Below are 20,111 nucleotides of genomic sequence, written 5' to 3' on the forward strand. Positions count from 1 at the left end.
AATGAAAGATGTTAAATGTGAGTGCGGCCATGTAAATCCACATGGTACCGTCCTATGTGAAGCTTGTGGAAAAGTGCTTGATGAGCAAGAGAATGATAAACAGCTTCTCGATATGCGCTATGAAGGAAGTGCACGCCGCTCACAAACCTATAATAAAACCTTTATTGACAAAATTTGGAATTTCTTCTCTTCTGTAAAGGTAGGAGTTTGGCTTATAATTATCACCTTAATTGCTTCAACACTAGGAACCATTCTTCCGCAGGAAATGTATATAAATCTGCCGCCGGAAGTCTATTATGAACAAGAGTATGGCTGGTTTGGAAAATTATATTACAATTTAGGTTTTCATGATTTATATGGATCTTGGTGGTACCTATTATTAATTGCTATGATTGGGATTTCTCTTGTAATTTGTAGTCTAGATAGGGTGGTGCCCTTATATAAGGCGTTAAAAGCCCAACGAGTTACACGACATGAGGGATTTTTAAAGCGTCAGAGGGTATTTGGTGTCAACGAAAACATTGATACAGATGATATAAATACAATTAAAAAGCATTTAAAAGAAAGAAGATATAATGTCCGTGAGGAAAATGGTGATTTATTGGCGGAAAAAGGCCGTTTTTCCCGTTGGGGGCCCTATATTAATCACGTAGGGTTAATTATCTTTTTATTTGGTGGGATGCTGCGGTTTATTCCTGGATTTTATGTAAATGAAGACTTATGGGTTCGTGAAGGAGAGACGGCTGTAGTACCAGAAACAAATGGACAATTTTTTATCAAAAACAACCAATTCATACTACAACACTATGATAAAAATAAAGACAAAACCTTTGAAAAAGCAATCAATCGTGCGGGTGAAGTGGTAAAGAATTATCAATCAAATGTTGTGTTATATAAACGGGTCGGAAAGAATCTTCCTGGTGAGAAACCAGAACTTAAAAAAGTAGAAGAATATAAAATACAAGTAAACAAACCGTTATCTTATGAAGGATACTCAATTTTTCAGGCTTCTTTTAGGTCTGAGATGAATTCAATGTCATTTTCATTAATTGATAAAAGCACAAACCAATCTTATGGTGACCTCAAAGTGGATCTTTTAGATCCAAAAGATAAATATGATTTAGGTAATGGTTATTCAGTTGAGATTCTTAACTTTTTCCCGGATTTTGAATTTGATAAAAACGGGGAACCTACAACAAAATCACGAGTACCCAATAATCCTGCTTTCGTTTTTCGTATGGTTACTCCCGATAAACCAAAGGGAGAAACGGCCTTTATTGCGATTAGACAAAACATTGAACCATTTGGTGATAATAAGTATAAGATCGCATTTAAGGGTATAGAAACAAAGAATGTCTCTGGATTTATTGTCCGAAAAGATTCGTCATTATGGGCCATTATTTTAGGTGGTATAATATTTATGATTGGTGTCATTCAGGGTGCATACTGGAACCACCGTCGAATCTGGGTACAAAACAAAAACGGACAAGTATGGATTGCCGCTCATACAAATAAAAATTGGTATGGAATAAAACGGGAAATTGAAACGATATTAGCAGATACCAAGGTTGGCATTCCAGATGACCAACTTCAAAAAGAAAATATAGATAAGGAGGGAGTCTAGTTGGCAGCACTAAGTAGTAATTTATTATTTGTTTCTTTTATTCTTTATTTAATAGCGACGTTGTTTTTCGGCGGCTCTATTAAATCAAAGAAAGAGTTTAATGAGAAGAAGGGAACCAACAGGTGGGGGCACATTGCTGTGTTTTTAACAATAGTTGGTTTTATTTCGCAGCTAGGTTATTTTATCACTAGATGGATTGCAGCTGGACACGCTCCAGTAAGTAATATGTTCGAGTTTACCACATTCTTCGGAATGGCGCTTGTTGGTGCATTTATTGTTATTTATTTTATCTATCGTACAACTTTACTTGGACTATTCACCATGCCTGTAGCTATATTGGTAATTGCCTATGCGAGTATGTTTCCAAGGGATATTACACCATTAATACCAGCACTACAAAGTTATTGGTTGCATATTCATGTGACCACTGCCGCAATCGGGGAAGCTATTTTGGCAATTAGCTTTGCAGCCGGGCTAATTTATTTAGTGAAGGCAATTGATCAAACAAAATCTAATAAACAAACCTTTTGGTTAGAAATGGTTATGTTTGCATTAATTACAGTACTTGGCTTTGTTACTGTATCATCTGTATTCTCAGGAACAGGCTATCATGAGAAATTTAATTGGATTGATAAGCATGATGCTGAGCAAGTTCTTGAATATACGATGCCTGCTCTTGTTGGTCCACATAAAGGGGAACTAGTAACAGAGAGTGGGTTTAAGCCTCTTATTGAAGTACCGGCTTTCATCAATGCGAAAAAATTTAATACGGTTATCTGGTCATTATTTGGTGGTCTGGTGCTTTATAGCTTAATAAGACTAATCATTAGAAAGCGAATTGCAGCCGCACTTAAGCCACTTGTCAAGAATATCAAACTTGATTTTGTGGATGAGATTAGCTATCGCTCAGTATTAATTGGTTTTCCTGTTTTTACATTAGGCGCGCTCATTTTTGCAATGATATGGGCACAAATGGCCTGGTCTCGTTTCTGGGGATGGGATCCAAAAGAGGTCTGGGCATTAATTACATGGCTTTTTTATGCGGCATTTTTACACCTTCGCCTTTCTAAAGGCTGGCATGGAGAGAAATCAGCTTGGCTGGCTGTTATCGGTTTCGTTATCATCATGTTTAACCTAGTTGCCGTTAACTTGGTAATTGCAGGACTCCATTCATATGCTGGGTAAAATAGTAAGACAAGACTTATACTAAATTTTATAGCCTTCACTTCAAAGTGAGGGCTTTTTTAAAATAATGCTATATTAGAGGTGTTTGTTGTTTTAAAGACAATTTTAATTGGAGCGGAAATCAACAACAAATCCTAAAAAAAATGGATTGTCAAATAATTGACACTTTTTAGAGGAGTATTTACTACGAAAAGATAGCAAAATACGATACCATTTTGTAAAATAAACCTCATGGGGGGATTAATAATGGATAATGACGTAAAAATTTTAGTCGTAGATGATGAAGAAAGAATTCGCCGATTATTAAAAATGTATTTAGAGCGTGAAGAATATAGTATTGATGAAGCAGAAGATGGTAACGAGGCATTGACAAAAGCCATTGCTAATGATTATGACGTTATTCTGCTCGATCTTATGATGCCTGGTAAAGATGGAATTGAAGTTTGCAGGGAACTTAGAGAGAAAAAGGCAACACCAGTCATTATGTTAACGGCAAAAGGTGAAGAAATCAATCGTGTCCAAGGCTTTGAAGTTGGCACAGATGATTATATTGTTAAACCCTTCAGCCCTAGGGAAGTGGTCTTACGAGTGAAGGCACTGCTTAGAAGGTCATCACAAACTAGTTATCTGCAGACTGAAACCACAACAAAAGACGTCATTGTATTTCCACACCTTACGATTGATAATGACGCTCATAGGGTAACTGCTGATGGTAAGGAAGTAAGCTTAACACCAAAAGAATACGAATTATTATATTTTCTATCAAAAGCACCAGATAAAGTCTTTGACCGCGAACAGTTGTTAAAAGAAGTTTGGCACTACGAATTTTTTGGTGATTTACGGACAGTTGATACGCATGTGAAACGTCTCCGTGAAAAGTTAAATAAGGTCTCTGAGCAAGCAGCAAGAATGATTGTAACAGTATGGGGAGTGGGCTACAAATTTGAGGTAATTAATGAATGACCTTTTTACGAAGTGTTGTAGGTAAGCTTTGGTTTACCATTCTTTTATTGGTTTCCTTTATTTTGTTTATCTTAACCGTCATGCTCCTAGAGTTTTTTCAAAACTACAACATTCATGAGACAAAAGATAACCTTACTAATACTGCTGAAAAAATCGCAAATGTTTTGGAAGAACATCCAAATGAGAAATTTCCACTAGGGTTAGAAATCTCATGGGAAATTATCGATGATGTTACTAAAGTGGTCATTGTAAAAAATGAGAATGAAATCTACTACTCTCCGAATACGGAAAAAGAAAAAAAACTAACACTGACATATATTAAAAATGACAATGAATTAGCAAAAGTCTTTCAAGAAAAGACGGTAGAAAAAATATCTGATCTTTCGGAAAAGACGGGAAGAAACGAATCGGATTATTCGATTATTGGTGTACCGTTGCATTTACCTGGCGATGAACATGGTGCTGTATTTATTTATCAATCATTACGGGTGATGCAGGAAACTACCCATTCCACAACAAAGTTTATCCTGCTTGTTGCAGGTGTCGCAATTATTTTAACAACTATCTTTGCTTTTTTTCTATCAACGAGAATTACAGCTCCATTAAGAAAAATGAGAGAAGCTGCTTTTGAAGTGGCAAGAGGGAAATTTGATACAAAGGTTCCCATTCTTACTCATGATGAAATTGGAGAACTGGCCACTGCCTTTAACCAGATGGGACGACAATTAAAGTTTAATATGAATGCTCTTAGTCAAGAAAAAGAACAGCTCGCCAGTATATTAAGCAGTATGGCTGATGGGGTCATTACCTTTAACCGCGATGGAACCATCTTAATTACCAATCCTCCTGCAGATCGATTCCTTCAATATTGGTATTATGAAAAAGGAGGAAATACTTCAGATGTTGAGGCCATTCCATCACAGGTAATGAATCTCTTTCAAAAAGCGGTAGATACTGAAAAGGAACAGGTGGGTGAAATCTCACTTCAAGGTCGACACTGGGTTATACTAGTGAGCCCGCTATACAGTAATCAATTTATTCGCGGAGCAGTTGCAGTTTTAAGAGATATGACGGAAGAAAGACAATTAGATAAGATGAGAAAAGATTTCATTGCTAATGTCTCACATGAACTTAGAACACCTATCTCCATGTTACAAGGTTATAGCGAAGCCATTGTTGATGACATTGCTGAATCCCAGGAAGAGAAAAAGGAAATGGCCAAGGTCATTTATGATGAATCATTAAGAATGGGACGTCTTGTTAATGAACTACTTGACCTTGCAAGAATGGAGGCGGGGCACCTTCAGTTAACTATTGAAGAAGTAGATCTTTCTTCATTTATCAATCGCATTATTCACAAATTTCAGGGATTGGCGAAGGATAATGAAATTCAATTGACAGTAGAAATTGGTAGTGGTATTGCAACCGTTTCCTTTGATCCTGATAGAATAGAACAAGTTTTAACCAATTTAATTGACAACGCGATCAGACATACTCCAAAAGGTGGATTGGTTAGGTTAACTGTTTCAAATGAAGAACAGGCAATAAAAATAGAAGTCAAAGACTCAGGCTCTGGAATCCCTGAAGAAGATTTACCGTTTGTTTTTGAACGTTTTTATAAAGCTGATAAAGCGAGAACAAGAGGAAGAGCGGGTACTGGTCTTGGCTTAGCAATTGCTAAAAATATTATCGATGCCCATCGAGGTCATATTTCTGTTCAAAGTAAGATGGGACTAGGAACGACATTTTCCTTCCTTCTCCCTCGAAAAAAGTAATATTTACAACTATCTTGCCGATTCATCTTGATTCACGGGAAACAATTATAGGAAAAACCTTTGCCAGATATATAAAAGATGCTCATCCATTGGATGAGCATCTTTTATATATTTTACGTGCTCCTATTTAAATGGAAGAATGATAAATGACTTGATAACAACTTCCATCAAATACCTTCCTTTTTACCAAAAAAAGGTCTATATTTATAAGGTGTAACCTTTTATACATATCTATCGACTAATATTATTGAACGGGGAGGGGAATTGATGGACTCCGTTTTCGATGAACTTTATCAAAAATATCATCATGACGTTTTTCAATTTCTATTTTATATGGTCAGAAATAAAGAACACGCTGAAGATCTTGTACAAGAGGTCTATATAAGGGTATTTAAGTCTTATAATCGCTTTGAAGGGAAAAGTAGCGAAAAGACTTGGCTATACTCAATTGCGAGAAATGTTGCCATCGACTTTTTTCGAAAGCAAAAAGGCTGGAAGGAAAGATTACTCGAAAAATTTGATTGGTCAACCAATCAAGTTAAAGACGAATTTCCAATACCAGAAGAAATTACGGTTCAACGAGAAGAAATCAAATGGGTATACAAATGTCTTGAACATTGCACGATTGACCAAAGGGCAGTTATTATTTTACGTTACCTACAGGATTTATCCATTTCAGAAACTGCCCAAGCATTGGGATGGTCGGAAAGTAAGGTTAAAACTACACAACACCGCTCCTTAAAGGTTTTAAAAAGGCATATGGAAATGTTTTATGATAAGGAGGGATTAATTAGTGAAAAAGTCAGAGTGGAGCGATAGAGAGCTCGAAGAATTATTAATGCAAATGCCAAAAATAAAGGATCATCGCAATCCTCGTGACATTTACCAAACTCTTTCTCTGAAAAGGCGAAAAACTAAAACGTGGCTGTTACCGGGTTTGGCGACTGCGGCTGCATTATTTCTATTTTTCATTTTAGTCCCTAAACTAATGGATGGAGCCAATTCATCTTCTGATAAAAAAGCAGAAATGACCTCGTTCAATACTGAAATAAAAGATGCCGCTCAAAAGAAAAATTCGACATTTGCCTTGGATAAAGGTGATTCTTCTTCAAAAGAAAATGCTATATCAGGAACTCCTAAAAATGAGGTTATGTCAACGAGTACTATAAAAACAGCTATATATTCAGATGATGTTGGTAATGGAAAGGTGTTAACGTATTGGATTCCAGACCCACAAGGACAGATACTAATACCAGTTTCTACGGTTATAGCAAAATCTGATAAGGAATCATGGCTGACCCTATTTAATGAGAATATGGCAAACTTAAAAGAGGAAGAATGGGGACTTACAGATTTTTATCCACTAAATGGAACGATGAGTATGAATTCAGATAACACTACCATTCAAGTCGATGTTCCTCTAAATCATCAGTACGGACAAGGATCAACTAATGAAACAAGCTTTATTAATGTGATAAATAAGGACATATCTTCGAACAGTGATATTAAAAAAGTGAAATTTTCAACGAACGGTGAACCGGGAATTGAGTTGGGTAATTTCGGTAATAAGCAGGAATTAGATATTAATGTGGCAAAGAAACATGGCTTCTTCTTTTATTTACCTACCGGAAGTGATGTTCCATTCCTGGCACCGTCAACTACTACCTATTCAGATATTAACAAAGCTTTAGATGCAATGAAAACGGATCAAACAGAATTAGGTCTAACAGGATCTCTCTCACCACTATTGCCGATTAGTAACGTTTCTATTACAGATAAAACGTTAGTTCTATCATTTAAGGGGAATACAAATTTACAGGATAACCAAATGACAGTATTTGCCTTTGAAGCTTTATTGCTAACTGCTAAAGATTTTGGTTTAGAAAAAGTAGTAGTTAAGGATTCACCAATCATGCAATTGGGTCCGTTCGATTTAACAAAGGAAAACCAAGTTCCAGTAGCTCCGAATCTACGTTTAATTCAATAAACAAAAAAATCAACCGTTTTAGGTTGATTTTTTTTGTATAAAATAACAGAGCTCTCCAAATTATAACAAGTATGTGCCATTCCCTCTTCAAAAACCATATATGTTCTAAATGGAAGGGTTTAAACATAGTGTGGAGAAGAGGAAAAGTTTAAGGAGGAAAAGAAAAAGAATGCGTGACTACATAAAGAGGTTTCTTATTGCCATAATTATGGCGCTTTGTGTCAGTTTGTTATTTTTAGGTGGACGACATACAGAGGCAGCAAGTGGATCTGCAACAGCTGAAATAAAAGAGCAATGGATTTGGCCGTCAGATGGAATTATATCTGATACATTTGGAACAAGAAAGGGAAAACATAAAGGAATTGATATTGCTGGTAACTTAGGTACCCCTATTCTTGCTGTTGATGATGGTGTGGTTATAAAATCCTATTTTTCTACTACATATGGTAATGTGGTATTTATTAAACACCCAAGTAACTTTGTAACAGTGTATGCACATTTAAACATGAGAAATGTTATGGTGGGACAAAATGTTAAGCAAGGTGATATGATCGGCAAAATGGGAAAAACAGGACAAGCTACAGGTACACATCTTCATTTTGAAACACATCAACTTGAGTGGAGATACGATAAGAAATTTGCGTTGGACCCGGAAGTTCTACTAGGGAAAGCAGACGTGGGTGAAACAGTTCAAGGGGGAGTGGCTAGTATAGGTGATCATATACTAGAGGCAAGTTCACATTTTAACACGAGTGATGATAATAGCAGGATTCAAACAACTGAACCGTCAGTAAATGACACTTATATCGTTAAACAAGGTGATACCTTGTACTCAATTTCAAGAAAGAGAAATACATCTGTTAATAAAATTAAAGAATTAAACCGGCTGACTTCTGATTTGATAAGACCAAAACAAATATTAATTATCGAAAAATAACAAGACTTGCAGATTTACATCTGCAGGTTTTTTCTGTATATGTTACAAAAAAGAAAAATAGCAATCCTTTTACTTAACAAAATCTTGGTCCTGCATTATAATTAAATTTGTAATTTAATAACGATCTATCTTCGGGGCAGGGTGAAATTCCCGATCGGCGGTATTGAGCATTGCTCTAAGCCCGCGAGCCTGTATAGGCAGGATTTGGTGTGATTCCAAAGCCGACAGTATAGTCTGGATGGGAGAAGATGGAGGTTCTGCAGACGTTCAAAAATGATATTTCAATGGACGTTTATTAAGCGTGCCTTTGTAAACTCCCTCAAGTTAACTGCTTGAGGGTATTTTTATTCTTGATGTCGTCTCTTTGCTGAACCTCTCTTCCTAACGTGATGGATCAAAAAAGGAGAGAGGAAGATGGAAAAAATGAAGAAAACGAAGAAAATTAATGTAAAGGCATATGTTTCAATTGGTATGCTGAGTAGTATTGCATATCTATTAATGCTACTAAACTTTCCGCTGCCGTTGTTTCCTAACTTTTTATTTGTTGATTTCAGCGATATTCCCGCTTTAATTGCTGCATTAATTTTTGGCCCAATTGCGGGTATATTGGTTGAGTTTTTCAAAAATGTGCTTAATTATCTTGCGACTGGAAGCCAAACAGGGATTCCTGTAGGACATATTGCTAATTTCCTAGCTGGTATTGTGTTTGTTCTTCCAACATATTATGTATACAACAAACTAAAAACAAAAAAAGGTATGACAATAGCTTTAGTGGTTGGAACTGTAACAATGGCTGTGGTTATGAGTATCCTTAATTACCTTATCATTTTGCCGGCATATACTGTATTAATGGGATTTCCAGATATGAGAAATCTAGTCGTTCCAGCTATACTGCCATTTAATATATTGAAGGGTGTCATGATGTCATTCATTTTCATGTTGTTATTTATTCGGATGCAGACATGGATCCATAAATTTTCAATAATAAAAGGGGCATAAAAAAACAAAGGTCCATTTGTGGACCTTTGTTTTTTGTTGTTGAAATGAAAAACCCCTCCTGTTTTAGAAGGGGTAGTAGCTTAAGAATATTTTATTAGCAAAATATTATTCAAATTTAGTTGCATTACCATCAAATGGTTCGTCTGCAACTTTAATTGAATCAGTTGGGCACCCTTCAAATGCATCCATCATATCATCGATTAATACATCTGGAATCTCAACGATACCTTCGTTATCATCAAGTGTTACAAATGCAATACCTTCATCATCGTAATCATAGATATCTGGTGCAGCTGCGCCGCATGCACCACAAGCGATACATGTTTCCTTGTCAACAATTGTGTACTTTGCCATGAAAAAAACCTCCCAGTAAATTAACAAAATATTCTTGCTAATTTCCATTGTAAAATGGAAACGCATAACTCATTTCTATTGTAAAACTGTATGGGCAACTTTTCAATAGAAAAATGTTATTATAGCCTTGCATCTGTAAATTGAATTTCTTAAAGTTACACAATTTTCAGCAACAAGTACCTCCATTTCATGTTAAAATAATAATAGAAAAAATGGATATTTTGTCGAATATAAACAAGAAAAAGTGGTGAGGTGGAATGAAGCAGATAGAATCCATTATTCTTTATTGCTTAAAACAACTAAATTGCGAGCGAACAGTTTATTCCATCTTTCATTTACTTAATGGAAAAAAGTCTTCACAAACGATTCAGGATGCCCACTTGTTCTCCTTGAAAAATTATTTTGGGATTTATGAACCCCTAACAAGAGAGGCTTTTGAAGAGATTATCCAATCCATGGTACACCAAAATCAAATCGCCTTTTATGGTGACCAGCGATACCATCTTACCACTCTTGGGAAGACACTCCTTGAAAACAATCCACCTACGTCTTATTTGGATGGGTGGAAATATCATTCATTTACTAATATATTTTGGGAAAGACTGTCGTTATTCGTTCAGGTTACTTCAAATCTTGTAAACGGAGAAAAAAGATATATTCCTATACAAAAAAACAAAGAACACCATCAATGGTTGAAAAGTGTATTAAAAGAGATAAAAGTCCAAAAGAAAGCAGTAGGTGAAATGGTTTTTGCTGAATTGGTGAGTTGTTTTGACCATTATAAAGGTGTGGACCCATCTATTTTTGTTTTTCGGCTGACTGGTTTTAAAAAGATTGGTTTAACGCCACAACAGACTGCTAGGAAGATGGAGATGGATTTGCATGATTACCACCTTGCTTTTATTCAAATACTTCATTATTTAATACAAAAGATTAGGCAGGAAGCAGATCAATTTAGCATTTTACCTTTACTTATTCGAGACCTTAAACAAACAGATGAATTAACTCTTTCATCTAGGAAAACATGGAATTTATTAAATCAGGGATACCCACTTGACCACATTGCCAATCTTAGACAGTTGAAAATGAGTACCATTGAAGATCATCTTGTTGAATTTGCTTTACATGTAAATGATTTTTCCATTGATACATATGTGAGCAAAAATCTACAAGAGGAGATTTTATCCATTGCTCGAAAATTGGAAACGAGACAATTAAAGCTGATTAGGGATGAATTAAATACAGCCACATATTTTCAAATAAGGTTAGTCTTAGCGAAATATGGTGATAAGTCATGGAACTAGAAATACTTTTAGAGCAATATTTTGGGTATCATTCATTTAAAACAGGACAAAAAGAAGTCATTACCTCCTTACTTGAAGGGAAACACACATTGGCCATGCTACCTACCGGTACGGGGAAATCTTTATGCTACCAGTTACCTGGTTATATCTTAAAGGGCCAGATTTTAATTGTTTCACCACTTTTATCCCTAATGCAAGATCAAGTAGAGCAAATGAATCGGTTTGGAGAAAAAAGGGTCGTGGCATTGAATTCCTTTCTTCCTGTAGAAGAAAGGAACAAAGTGCTGAATCGATTGAACAATTATAAATATATATTTATTTCACCTGAAATGATGGGGATTCCATTTATTTTAAGAAGACTTCAACAGCTTACCGTTTCATTGTTCGTGGTGGATGAGGCTCATTGTATTTCACAATGGGGCTATGATTTCCGACCAGATTATTCAAAACTAGGGGATATACGCCAAAAACTCGGAAATCCCTTAACATTAGCACTTACGGCTACTGCTACTAAGAAGGTAAGGGAAGATATTATTACATCCCTTGGATTAGAAGTAGTTAATAAAATTGAATCAACGATCGATCGTCCGAATATTTCTTTTTATGTTGAAGAATTGGCTGATTTCAATGAAAAGCAGAATCGTATAATTGAACTTGTATCTAAACTGAAGAAACCTGGAATCATTTATTTTTCAAGTAAAAAAATGGCCGAACAAATGGCATCTTTATTAGGTGAAAAAGGAATCTGTCAGGCTATGGCCTATCACGGGGGACTGGAACAGAATACAAGAATTCTGATCCAACAACAATTTATTCACGATCAACTAGATGTAATTTGTGCAACTAGTGCTTTTGGTATGGGAGTAAATAAGGAAAATATTCGTTTTATCATTCATTATCATATGCCAATGCAAATGGAATCTTATCTTCAGGAGATTGGAAGGGCAGGGCGTGATGGTAGTCCGAGTATTGCGATTCTCCTATATTCTCCCGGTGATGAACAATTACCAATCCAGCTTGCAGAGGGAGAGCTTCCATCGGTACAACAAATTGATTGGTTGTTCCAGCAAATTATGCAAATCCAACAGTTAGACGATGGTGGTATTAGTCTCCATAGTGACTTAAGAGATTTCGGAGGCTTTACTGAAGTACAGTGGAGAATAATTGTGGAACTTATACACCAGCGATATCAACCAGATATGAGTATTGACACTTTACGATATACAATCTCAGAGTTTGTTAATGAAAGAATAAGGATTAAAAAGAGTAATATATATCAAATGAAAAAATGGGTGGAATCAACGACGTGCCGCCGTGAATTTATTCTGAAACATTTCGAAGAAACACTCACCTCCAAGGTTTCATTATGCTGCGACAGATGTGGGATACATCTAGAGAATTATGAATCAAAAGGAAATCTTCAAATAAGAAGACCTAGTGATGGAGATTGGAAGGATTATTTAACCAAAATTTTATTAAATAGTGAGATGAGTGAATGAAGAAAAAGTATAACGAATTAATCGCCAGCTTAACAGACAAAGAACTACTTTCCCATTTATATTTAACACAGGTCATTCTTTTAATCATTTCTTTCATTTTAGGAATTCTTTTATTTGACCATTTTTCTTTTTTAAAGACTTTCAATTTGATGGATCGGAACATAATTGTAATAGGTATTCCTGCAGGTGTGGCAGTAGTTATCATAGATATTATATTAATGAGAATTCTGCCTTCATCTTTTTATGATGATGGGGGATTGAATGAAAGGATTTTTAAGAATAAATCGGTCTTTCATATCTTTATCATTGCGGCATTTGTAGCATTTAGTGAAGAATTACTTTTTAGAGGGATCATACAAACAAAGGTTGGACTACTATTTGCCAGTATTATTTTTGCTATTATCCATTATCGATACCTTTTTAATTGGTTCTTGTTTTTAAATATTATTGTCCTTAGCTTTTTAATCGGTAGCATTTATGCTTATACAAATAATTTAGTTGTTACAATCATTATGCATTTTGTCATTGATTTTCTTTTAGGTATATATATAAAATTTAAACGTTCACTAATTGATGTCCAACAAGAGGGGGGTCTCCATGAATAAAGAAGAACCATATAGGGACCAAGCGGAAAGGTTAAAACAACGGATCCAAAAAATAAATGAAAAAGTGGAGTACGGTGATGAATTACCTCCACGAGAACAAATCCATCGGCAAAAAAAGAAGAAAACAAAATGGAAGCTAAGATTTCCTGTGATACGATTATTAGTATTATGTTTTATCCTTTTACCAATTATTATCTTTAGTGTTATTTCATATCGTGATAGCGGTAAAAAAATCATAGGGACAGAAAAAACCTCAAGCGAATCTATCGGATATGAAACCATTAATCTTGACAATAATGAAGATGAAAGCAAGGCGGATTCTGAAAAAACTGAGGATAATATTCAAGACGATTCAAATGTGACTAGTCCCAAGGAGCAAAGTGAAATTCCTTTGGTAGAAGAAAAATCAACCGAAGATAGTAATCAGCTGAACACCGAGAGTGTGCCTGCTAGTTCTAATAATGCTCCGGCTGACCAACAGCAAACAGATAAAAACAGTAAAGCACAAACAGAAACTAAAAAAACAGTGCCCACTGTTAGAATAAAATATCATACGGTCCAACCTGGAGAGGGACTATACCGAATTGCAATGAATTATTACCAGTCTCAAAAGGGGATAGACATTATTAAAAAGGCTAACCATCTAACCAGTGAAAATATTTATGCTGGTCAAGTATTAAAAATCCCATTAAACAACTAACCGATCATCCTTTGGTCGGTTTTTTTTATGGAAAAAACATATTGTTCAGGACAAGTTCATAAATATATATGGAGAAATGGAGGGATAAAATGGATTCTCCAATCCAATTACTTGAACATACGGACCAAGCAACTAAACAAATGTTAGAAAACGTAAGAAAACGGAAAAAAAAGTTTGATGATACAAAATTTTGGCATTATATTTCGATATATGCGACCCTTTCCCTTGCGTTAATCTTTATTGCCTATTTTTATTTTACAATTTATCTGCATTTTTCTTATTCTTTTTTAGCTGCATTATCCGCAACTCTCAATGATTCAGTCAGTGTGTCGCTCTTAACAATTGTCCTTATTGGACTAGGGTCCATGAATGTGTTAAAACAACAAAAAGAGAAAAAGGAAAAGGAATATCAGGAACTAAGATGTGAAATTGTCGACCGGAGCAAAGATTTATGGAAAAAGGAAGAGGAATGGAAGAATCGTCATTTAGTGTTTGAGACTATGAAGAAAAAATACGATATTAACCTCTATCATGAAAAAAAATAAGAAGCAAAGACACTTCTGCTTCTTATTTAACTTTACAAGAGAGTATAAAATTCGACTTCGAGAATTGTCCAGCTCCAGCGCCTAGCCCCTCGGGTCAAATAACCTTCTGCAATAAAAGTCAAAGAGCGACTTTTCTTGCAGAAGAACATTTGCCTGTCGGGGCTGATCAAGGCGCTTGCGCTTTTCTTATTAAAAGTATTTTTTCTTGTCGCGTTCTTCCTTTAATATCTCCACAGCTTCACGGAAGCGAAGGGAGTGAACAATCTCACGTTCACGTAAAAAACGAAGACTATCATTAATATCCGGATCATCACTTATGTTTATTAACCATTGATAAGTAGCACGTGCCTTTTCTTCTGCAGCAATATCCTCGTATAAGTCAGCAATAGGATCACCTTTAGCCGTAATATATGTTGCTGTCCACGGTACTCCCGCAGCATTATGATAGTATAATGCACTGTCATGATCGACATAATGTTCACCTAGTCCTGCCGCTTTTAATTGCTCTGGTGTTGCATCTTTCGTTAATTTATAGACCATTGTAGCAATCATTTCGAGGTGAGCAAATTCTTCTGTTCCGATATCTGTAAGTAGCCCAATTACTTTATCGGGAATAGTATATCTTTGGTTTAAATACCGGAGGGCAGCAGCAAGTTCTCCATCTGCACCTCCATATTGCTCAATTAAATACTTTGCTAATGTTGGGTTACATGTGCTCACTCTTACGGGATATTGTAGTTTCTTTTCGTAAATCCACATGAATAATAATCCCTCCTTCTATTTATCTAGCTCCAGCGCCTAACCCCTCGGGTCAAATAACCTTCGTCAATAAAAGTCAAAAAAGCGGACTTTTCTTGCCGAAGAACATTTGCCTGTCGGGGCTGACCAAGGCGCTTCCGCTTTTAAACTTGCCATGGCCAAGGACTGTCGTCCCAATTCCATGGATAGCCTGAGTAACTGTTTCCATATTGTAATAACGGGCCAAATTGGCTTTCAAACGCTTTTTTTAATCGTTTTCTTTCTTTTGCATAATGATTGAATTGATTAATAGATTCAAGGTCGTCGTTATGTGTGTCTAAGTATAGGGTTAGCTCGACTAAAACAAAGTCAACGGCTTGGAGCTGTTCCATTAATTGATAATATTCAGCGGGTACCTGGTTCATGATGGTAGACCCCCTTGTGCTTTTTCAGAAGAATTAAAATAAGGATCATAAAGGTCCTTCCATAGTGTGCCAGCTCTAAGTGCATCAAGTGGAGAAAATTGTGGAAGATTCGGTGGTTGGAATCCCATATATAAATGAGGTGGAGTGGAATAGGTTTTTTCAAGTATTGGCTTACAAGGGTCAAACGGACTCGCGTAAGGATGATAGGTTTTAAAATGAGTATTCATTGTAGCCCTCCCTATATTCAACATCAATTAATCTTATGAAAAAATTACCGTTTCATGACATAAAACTTTAAGATATTAAAGGGATTTATTATCTGTTTGTAGAAGTATAATGAGAAGAATGGATTATTATTTTGAGGTGATGGGATTTGTTCGTAAAAAATATTATGATACCAAAGCATGAATGTTTTACTGCGCAGGAAGATGTAACGTTGAAAGATGCCCTGGATATGTTAGAAAAGTATCAAATTGATGGGTTACCTGTTTTACGTGGAGAGGTATATTTAGGAGTTGCGACTCGATATAATATCTATGAAAATTATTTTCACTCAAATAAAGATAAAGAGGAGTACTTAAACTCAACTTACGTGAAAGATGTCCTTTCTTATCAAGGGAAATTTTTACAAGGTGGAGAGATTTTTGAGAAAACGCTAATTGATCTAAAGGACTTCCCGTTGATGGCAGTAGTGGATTTAAATAAGCATTTCCTTGGAGTGGTTACACGTTCTGATGTAATCGGTTCTTTTGAAAGTGCTTTTGGTGTAAACCGTCCTGGTGTAAGAATTGCATTTACCTCAGTGGAAACGGAAGGCCGGATTGCCCGACTTTCTGAAATTGCCCATCACTTCCATGAACATATCATTTCACTAGTAACCTTTGATGAAACAGATAAGTTAGTAAGAAGAATTGTAATGAAGATTGAGAAGAAGGATAACATCGACAAGTTTACGAAGAAGCTGGAAGAACATGGATTTAGAATTCTAAGCATTCAAGAAGTGTAATAAACTAATCAGTAAAGAATCTTAATCCCTCTCATACATTTTATATGGGAGGGATTTTCATGTTTTTTAATGTAGGCATGCTGCTAGTCACTTTCTTATGCGGCTATTTAACAATTCAATGGATACCTATTACACATCCGTTTGTCCTATCTGACTTTTTTATTAGTCTTGTAGTCAATCCATTAAAGTTTTTTGCAGCTTCTATGGCTTTTTTTATCGGGATCATCTGTGCAGGAAGTGAGATTCGAGTGATCTTACATACAACCATAAGAACCTGGAAAAAGGACATTCATTTAAAGTTGTTATTTTACTTCAAGATTGGAGGACTCTTAGTAGTATTCTTTTTCCTTTTTCAATTGGGCTGGGAGCATACACTTGTTTTTTTTAGTTTAAGTATAGTTTATGGTATTATTTCCGTAAAACATTAAGACAGAAAAGGGGAAAGATGATAATGATTATTTTATTGGTAGCCCTTTGTATTCTTGGGGCATGCCTACTTGCATATATGTTATGGGAAGCTTTCAGAAATAAAGTTTTAGAACATAGGCTGGCCTTTCCAGACTTTCCGGAATCTTTGGGAAGTGTTTCACTATTTTTTATTTCAGATATACATAGAAGAGAGATTTCGGAAACCATTATTAATACGGTTAAGGGAAAGGCGGATTTTGTCGTGATCGGGGGCGACTTAACAGAAAAAGGTGTGCCGTTCGATAAGGTTAAAGCCAATTTGATGAAATTAAAGGGGATAGGTCCTGTATATTTTGTTTGGGGAAACAATGATTATGAAGTGGATTATCATGAATTAGATGCTATTTTGCTAGATGCAGGTGTTAAAGTGTTAGATAATACAGCAGTAACCTTTGAATCCAGATTGGGAGAGAAATTATGTTTATTGGGTGTTGATGATTTAAATCAAAATCGAGACCGACTTGATTACGCCCTCCAAGATGCTGAGGAAAGTAGTTTCAAAATCTTAGCATGCCACTATCCAAACATTACTGAGAAGATAGTACCAGAACACAGAATTCGATTAGTGTTAAGCGGACATACTCATGGGGGGCAAATACATATTTTGGGGTATAGCCCCTACAAAAGAGGCGGTATTAAAAAGTTAGCAAATACCATACTTCTCATTAGTAACGGATATGGGACGACAGCTCTTCCTTTAAGATTAGGGGCACCTGCTGAAACACACCTAATAACTTTATGCAGAGAGCAATAACAATAGGACCATGTAGACAATTCACCAATAACCCCTTGAGGCATAAACTGAAAATAAGAGTTATGTCACGGCAGGGGGCAAAAGCATGCGCTTAGAACGCTTAACGGCCAATAAAATAAAAATATTTTTAACCTCTGATGATTTATTTGAAAGAGGACTATCGAAAGAAGATATTTGGAAGGATTCAAGCAAATGGAATCAGCTCTTTCATGATATGCTTGAAGAGGCAAGTGAGGAGTTTGATGTAGATATACAAGGTTCAGTGGCAGTTGAAATTTTTTCCCTTCAAGCTCAAGGGATGATATTAATCATTACAGTTGACGATGTAAAAGATGATGAAGAGGATTTGTTGTATGATGGATTTATTGAAATGCAGGTTAGGCTTGAAGGCTGTGAAGATCTTTTATATGAATTTAAAGACTTTGAAGATATCATAGACCTTTCAAAAAGGTTGTCCATTGCAGATATAAGGGGAGGCAGTTTATATTCCCTAAATAACAGATATTATCTTCTGATGGACCAAGTGGAAACAACAAAAAAAGAAATAGCTGCCTGTATATTATCGGAATTCGGAAACCCATCGATTATTAGTACTTACGTTCTCGCTGAATATGGAAAAGTAATTGTTGAAAATAAAACAGTGGAAACCATACTTCTATATTTTAAGTGAAATATTATAGTAACATTTTTTTCGAGGGGGCTTCGGTCCCTTCTCTCTGTTTAATGGACTAAGAATAACAAAATTGGGAGTAGAAATTTTTCAGATTCCCTATTAAAATAGGGATGATAGCGTTTACATGTTTGTGAAATAAATTATCTACATGTGCATTTTTCTTCTTGCATAAATCATTTAAACGTGTATACTTGTCTCTGAAAGCGGACAACATTCGTAAAAGCGATTTCTTAGGAGGATTACAAATGGTAGCCGAAAAAGCTAATGAAAAGACTAATCAAGAGGGAAATCATGATGTGTTGAAATCAACACAGACAGTTATACATAAGGCCCTTGAAAAGTTAGGTTATCCAGAAGAAGTATATGAGCTCTTGAAAGAACCGTTGCGTATGATGACAGTTAAAATTCCAGTAAGAATGGATGACGGTTCTATTAAAATATTTACTGGCTACCGTGCACAGCATAACGATGCGGTTGGTCCAACAAAGGGTGGAATCCGTTTCCATCCAGGTGTAACTGAAACAGAAGTGAAAGCCCTTTCCATTTGGATGAGTTTAAAGTGTGGTATAGTTGACCTTCCATACGGTGGTGGTAAAGGTGGTATTGTTTGTGATCCACGTGATATGTCCTTTAGAGAGCTTGAGAGATTAAGCCGAGGATATGTACGAGCTATTAGCCAAATCGTTGGGCCAACGAAAGATATTCCGGCGCCAGACGTATTTACTAACTCACAAATCATGGCGTGGATGATGGATGAATATAGCCGGATAGATGAATTTAATTCTCCAGGTTTTATCACTGGTAAACCTCTTGTTCTAGGTGGATCACATGGACGTGAATCTGCAACTGCGAAAGGTGTAACCATTTGTATACGTGAAGCAGCTAAAAAGAAAGGCATTCAAATTGAAGGTGCCAAGGTAGTCGTCCAAGGGTTCGGAAACGCAGGAAGTTACTTATCAAAATTCATGCACGACGCAGGGGCTATCGTCGTGGGGATTTCTGATGCATATGGTGCCTTGTACGATCCGAATGGATTGGATATAGATTATCTATTAGATAGACGCGATAGTTTTGGTACGGTGACAAAATTATTTAATAATACCATCACCAATAAAGAATTGTTAGAGCTTGAATGTGATATACTTGTACCTGCTGCAATTGAAAATCAAATTACTGCAGAAAATGCTCATAACATTCGTGCAAGCATAGTAGTGGAAGCTGCAAACGGTCCAACCACTTTAGAGGCAACCGAAATTCTAACAGAACGTGGAATTTTACTTGTTCCAGATGTCCTTGCGTCGGCTGGCGGTGTAACAGTATCTTATTTTGAATGGGTTCAAAATAATCAAGGTTACTACTGGTCTGAGGAAGAAGTAGAGGAAAAACTTGAAAAAGTAATGGTTAAATCATTTAAAAGTATTTATGATACAGCTCAAACACGTCGCGTAGATATGCGCCTTGCAGCCTATATGGTTGGGGTTAGAAAAATGGCGGAAGCTAGTCGCTTTAGAGGCTGGATTTAAATAGTAACCTTTTGTTCTTGAAACACATAAGAAAATCTCCTATCATT

At 35.9% G+C, this 20,111-nt stretch carries 22 protein-coding genes and 1 riboswitch; of the genes, 18 read left to right on the forward strand and 4 right to left on the reverse strand.

Annotated elements, in window-relative coordinates:
- Position 1: 1 nt before the first annotated feature.
- The 8 genes from AA0X95_RS11845 (at position 2) to AA0X95_RS11880 (ending at position 9,470) form a co-directional block, all read left to right on the forward strand.
- Positions 2-1,624, forward strand: a complete 1,623-nt coding sequence (locus tag AA0X95_RS11845) for a cytochrome c biogenesis protein ResB (protein WP_413309082.1) — start codon at positions 2-4, stop codon at positions 1,622-1,624.
- Positions 1,625-2,809, forward strand: a complete 1,185-nt coding sequence (ccsB, locus tag AA0X95_RS11850) for a c-type cytochrome biogenesis protein CcsB (protein ID WP_413309084.1) — start codon at positions 1,625-1,627, stop codon at positions 2,807-2,809.
- A gap of 246 nt (positions 2,810-3,055) precedes the next feature.
- A complete protein-coding gene (locus tag AA0X95_RS11855; protein WP_413309086.1) occupies positions 3,056-3,772 on the forward strand; it encodes a response regulator transcription factor in 717 nt (238 codons plus the stop codon).
- Positions 3,769-5,547, forward strand: coding sequence for an ATP-binding protein (locus AA0X95_RS11860; RefSeq protein ID WP_413309088.1), 1,779 nt, complete (start codon positions 3,769-3,771; stop codon positions 5,545-5,547). The genes AA0X95_RS11855 and AA0X95_RS11860 overlap by 4 nt, the downstream gene beginning before the upstream one ends.
- A gap of 267 nt (positions 5,548-5,814) precedes the next feature.
- The gene (gene sigX, locus AA0X95_RS11865; RefSeq protein WP_413309090.1) at positions 5,815-6,366 is read left to right on the forward strand and encodes an RNA polymerase sigma factor SigX; all 552 of its coding nucleotides are present in this window, start codon (positions 5,815-5,817) and stop codon (positions 6,364-6,366) included.
- Positions 6,341-7,534, forward strand: a complete 1,194-nt coding sequence (locus AA0X95_RS11870; protein WP_413309092.1) for a hypothetical protein — start codon at positions 6,341-6,343, stop codon at positions 7,532-7,534. Before sigX ends, AA0X95_RS11870 begins: the two co-directional genes overlap by 26 nt.
- A 169-nt stretch (positions 7,535-7,703) precedes the next feature.
- On the forward strand, positions 7,704-8,471 hold the full coding sequence (locus AA0X95_RS11875) for a peptidoglycan DD-metalloendopeptidase family protein (protein WP_413309094.1): 768 nt from the start codon (positions 7,704-7,706) through the stop codon (positions 8,469-8,471).
- Positions 8,472-8,594: 123 nt separating this feature from the next.
- Positions 8,595-8,725, forward strand: a riboswitch (FMN riboswitch).
- 160 nt (positions 8,726-8,885) lie between these two features.
- A complete protein-coding gene (locus tag AA0X95_RS11880; protein WP_413309096.1) occupies positions 8,886-9,470 on the forward strand; it encodes an ECF transporter S component in 585 nt (194 codons plus the stop codon).
- Between the two features lie 105 nt (positions 9,471-9,575).
- On the opposite strand, the gene AA0X95_RS11885 is transcribed toward AA0X95_RS11880, so the two are convergent.
- The gene (locus AA0X95_RS11885; protein WP_063251244.1) at positions 9,576-9,824 is read right to left on the reverse strand and encodes a ferredoxin; all 249 of its coding nucleotides are present in this window, start codon (positions 9,822-9,824) and stop codon (positions 9,576-9,578) included.
- A 257-nt stretch (positions 9,825-10,081) separates the two neighbouring features.
- Here AA0X95_RS11885 and AA0X95_RS11890 point away from each other — a divergent pair, with 257 nt between their 5' ends.
- The 5 genes from AA0X95_RS11890 to AA0X95_RS11910 all read left to right on the forward strand — a co-directional run bounded on the left by AA0X95_RS11890 (position 10,082) and on the right by AA0X95_RS11910 (position 14,477).
- On the forward strand, positions 10,082-11,128 hold the full coding sequence (locus AA0X95_RS11890; RefSeq protein ID WP_413309098.1) for a helix-turn-helix domain-containing protein: 1,047 nt from the start codon (positions 10,082-10,084) through the stop codon (positions 11,126-11,128).
- Positions 11,119-12,627 carry a RecQ family ATP-dependent DNA helicase gene (locus tag AA0X95_RS11895; RefSeq protein WP_413309100.1) on the forward strand — a complete coding sequence of 503 codons (1,509 nt, stop codon included), beginning with the start codon at positions 11,119-11,121 and terminating at the stop codon, positions 12,625-12,627. The genes AA0X95_RS11890 and AA0X95_RS11895 overlap by 10 nt, the downstream gene beginning before the upstream one ends.
- Positions 12,624-13,232 carry a CPBP family intramembrane glutamic endopeptidase gene (locus tag AA0X95_RS11900; protein WP_413309103.1) on the forward strand — a complete coding sequence of 203 codons (609 nt, stop codon included), beginning with the start codon at positions 12,624-12,626 and terminating at the stop codon, positions 13,230-13,232. Before AA0X95_RS11895 ends, AA0X95_RS11900 begins: the two co-directional genes overlap by 4 nt.
- Entirely contained in the window at positions 13,225-13,932 is a 708-nt protein-coding gene (locus AA0X95_RS11905; protein WP_413309105.1) for a LysM peptidoglycan-binding domain-containing protein, read from the forward strand. The genes AA0X95_RS11900 and AA0X95_RS11905 overlap by 8 nt, the downstream gene beginning before the upstream one ends.
- A gap of 89 nt (positions 13,933-14,021) precedes the next feature.
- Positions 14,022-14,477 (forward strand): DUF2663 family protein, encoded by a 456-nt coding sequence (locus AA0X95_RS11910; RefSeq protein ID WP_413309107.1) that lies wholly within the window; start codon positions 14,022-14,024, stop codon positions 14,475-14,477.
- A gap of 189 nt (positions 14,478-14,666) precedes the next feature.
- Here the strand turns inward: AA0X95_RS11910 and cotJC are convergent, their stop codons facing one another.
- From cotJC to AA0X95_RS11925, 3 genes are all read right to left on the reverse strand, one after another.
- The gene (cotJC, locus tag AA0X95_RS11915) at positions 14,667-15,236 is read right to left on the reverse strand and encodes a spore coat protein CotJC (RefSeq protein WP_413309109.1); all 570 of its coding nucleotides are present in this window, start codon (positions 15,234-15,236) and stop codon (positions 14,667-14,669) included.
- 143 nt (positions 15,237-15,379) lie between these two features.
- Positions 15,380-15,640 carry a spore coat protein CotJB gene (locus AA0X95_RS11920; protein ID WP_413309111.1) on the reverse strand — a complete coding sequence of 87 codons (261 nt, stop codon included), beginning with the start codon at positions 15,638-15,640 and terminating at the stop codon, positions 15,380-15,382.
- A complete protein-coding gene (locus AA0X95_RS11925) occupies positions 15,637-15,867 on the reverse strand; it encodes a spore coat associated protein CotJA (RefSeq protein ID WP_413309113.1) in 231 nt (76 codons plus the stop codon). Before AA0X95_RS11925 ends, AA0X95_RS11920 begins: the two co-directional genes overlap by 4 nt.
- A gap of 146 nt (positions 15,868-16,013) precedes the next feature.
- Here AA0X95_RS11925 and AA0X95_RS11930 point away from each other — a divergent pair, with 146 nt between their 5' ends.
- The 5 genes from AA0X95_RS11930 (at position 16,014) to AA0X95_RS11950 (ending at position 20,064) form a co-directional block, all read left to right on the forward strand.
- Complete coding sequence (locus AA0X95_RS11930) at positions 16,014-16,646, forward strand: HPP family protein (protein ID WP_413309115.1); 633 nt, start codon at positions 16,014-16,016, stop codon at positions 16,644-16,646.
- Between the two features lie 59 nt (positions 16,647-16,705).
- The gene (locus AA0X95_RS11935; protein ID WP_413309117.1) at positions 16,706-17,074 is read left to right on the forward strand and encodes a hypothetical protein; all 369 of its coding nucleotides are present in this window, start codon (positions 16,706-16,708) and stop codon (positions 17,072-17,074) included.
- A gap of 17 nt (positions 17,075-17,091) precedes the next feature.
- Complete coding sequence (locus tag AA0X95_RS11940) at positions 17,092-17,868, forward strand: metallophosphoesterase (RefSeq protein WP_413309119.1); 777 nt, start codon at positions 17,092-17,094, stop codon at positions 17,866-17,868.
- A gap of 85 nt (positions 17,869-17,953) precedes the next feature.
- Entirely contained in the window at positions 17,954-18,538 is a 585-nt protein-coding gene (locus tag AA0X95_RS11945) for a genetic competence negative regulator (RefSeq protein WP_413309121.1), read from the forward strand.
- 248 nt (positions 18,539-18,786) lie between these two features.
- Positions 18,787-20,064 (forward strand): Glu/Leu/Phe/Val family dehydrogenase, encoded by a 1,278-nt coding sequence (locus AA0X95_RS11950; RefSeq protein WP_413309123.1) that lies wholly within the window; start codon positions 18,787-18,789, stop codon positions 20,062-20,064.
- The last annotated feature ends 47 nt before the right edge of the window (positions 20,065-20,111 follow it).

It is taken from the genome of Neobacillus phoenicis (assembly GCF_047302305.1).
GTDB lineage: Bacteria > Bacillota > Bacilli > Bacillales > Cytobacillaceae > Neobacillus.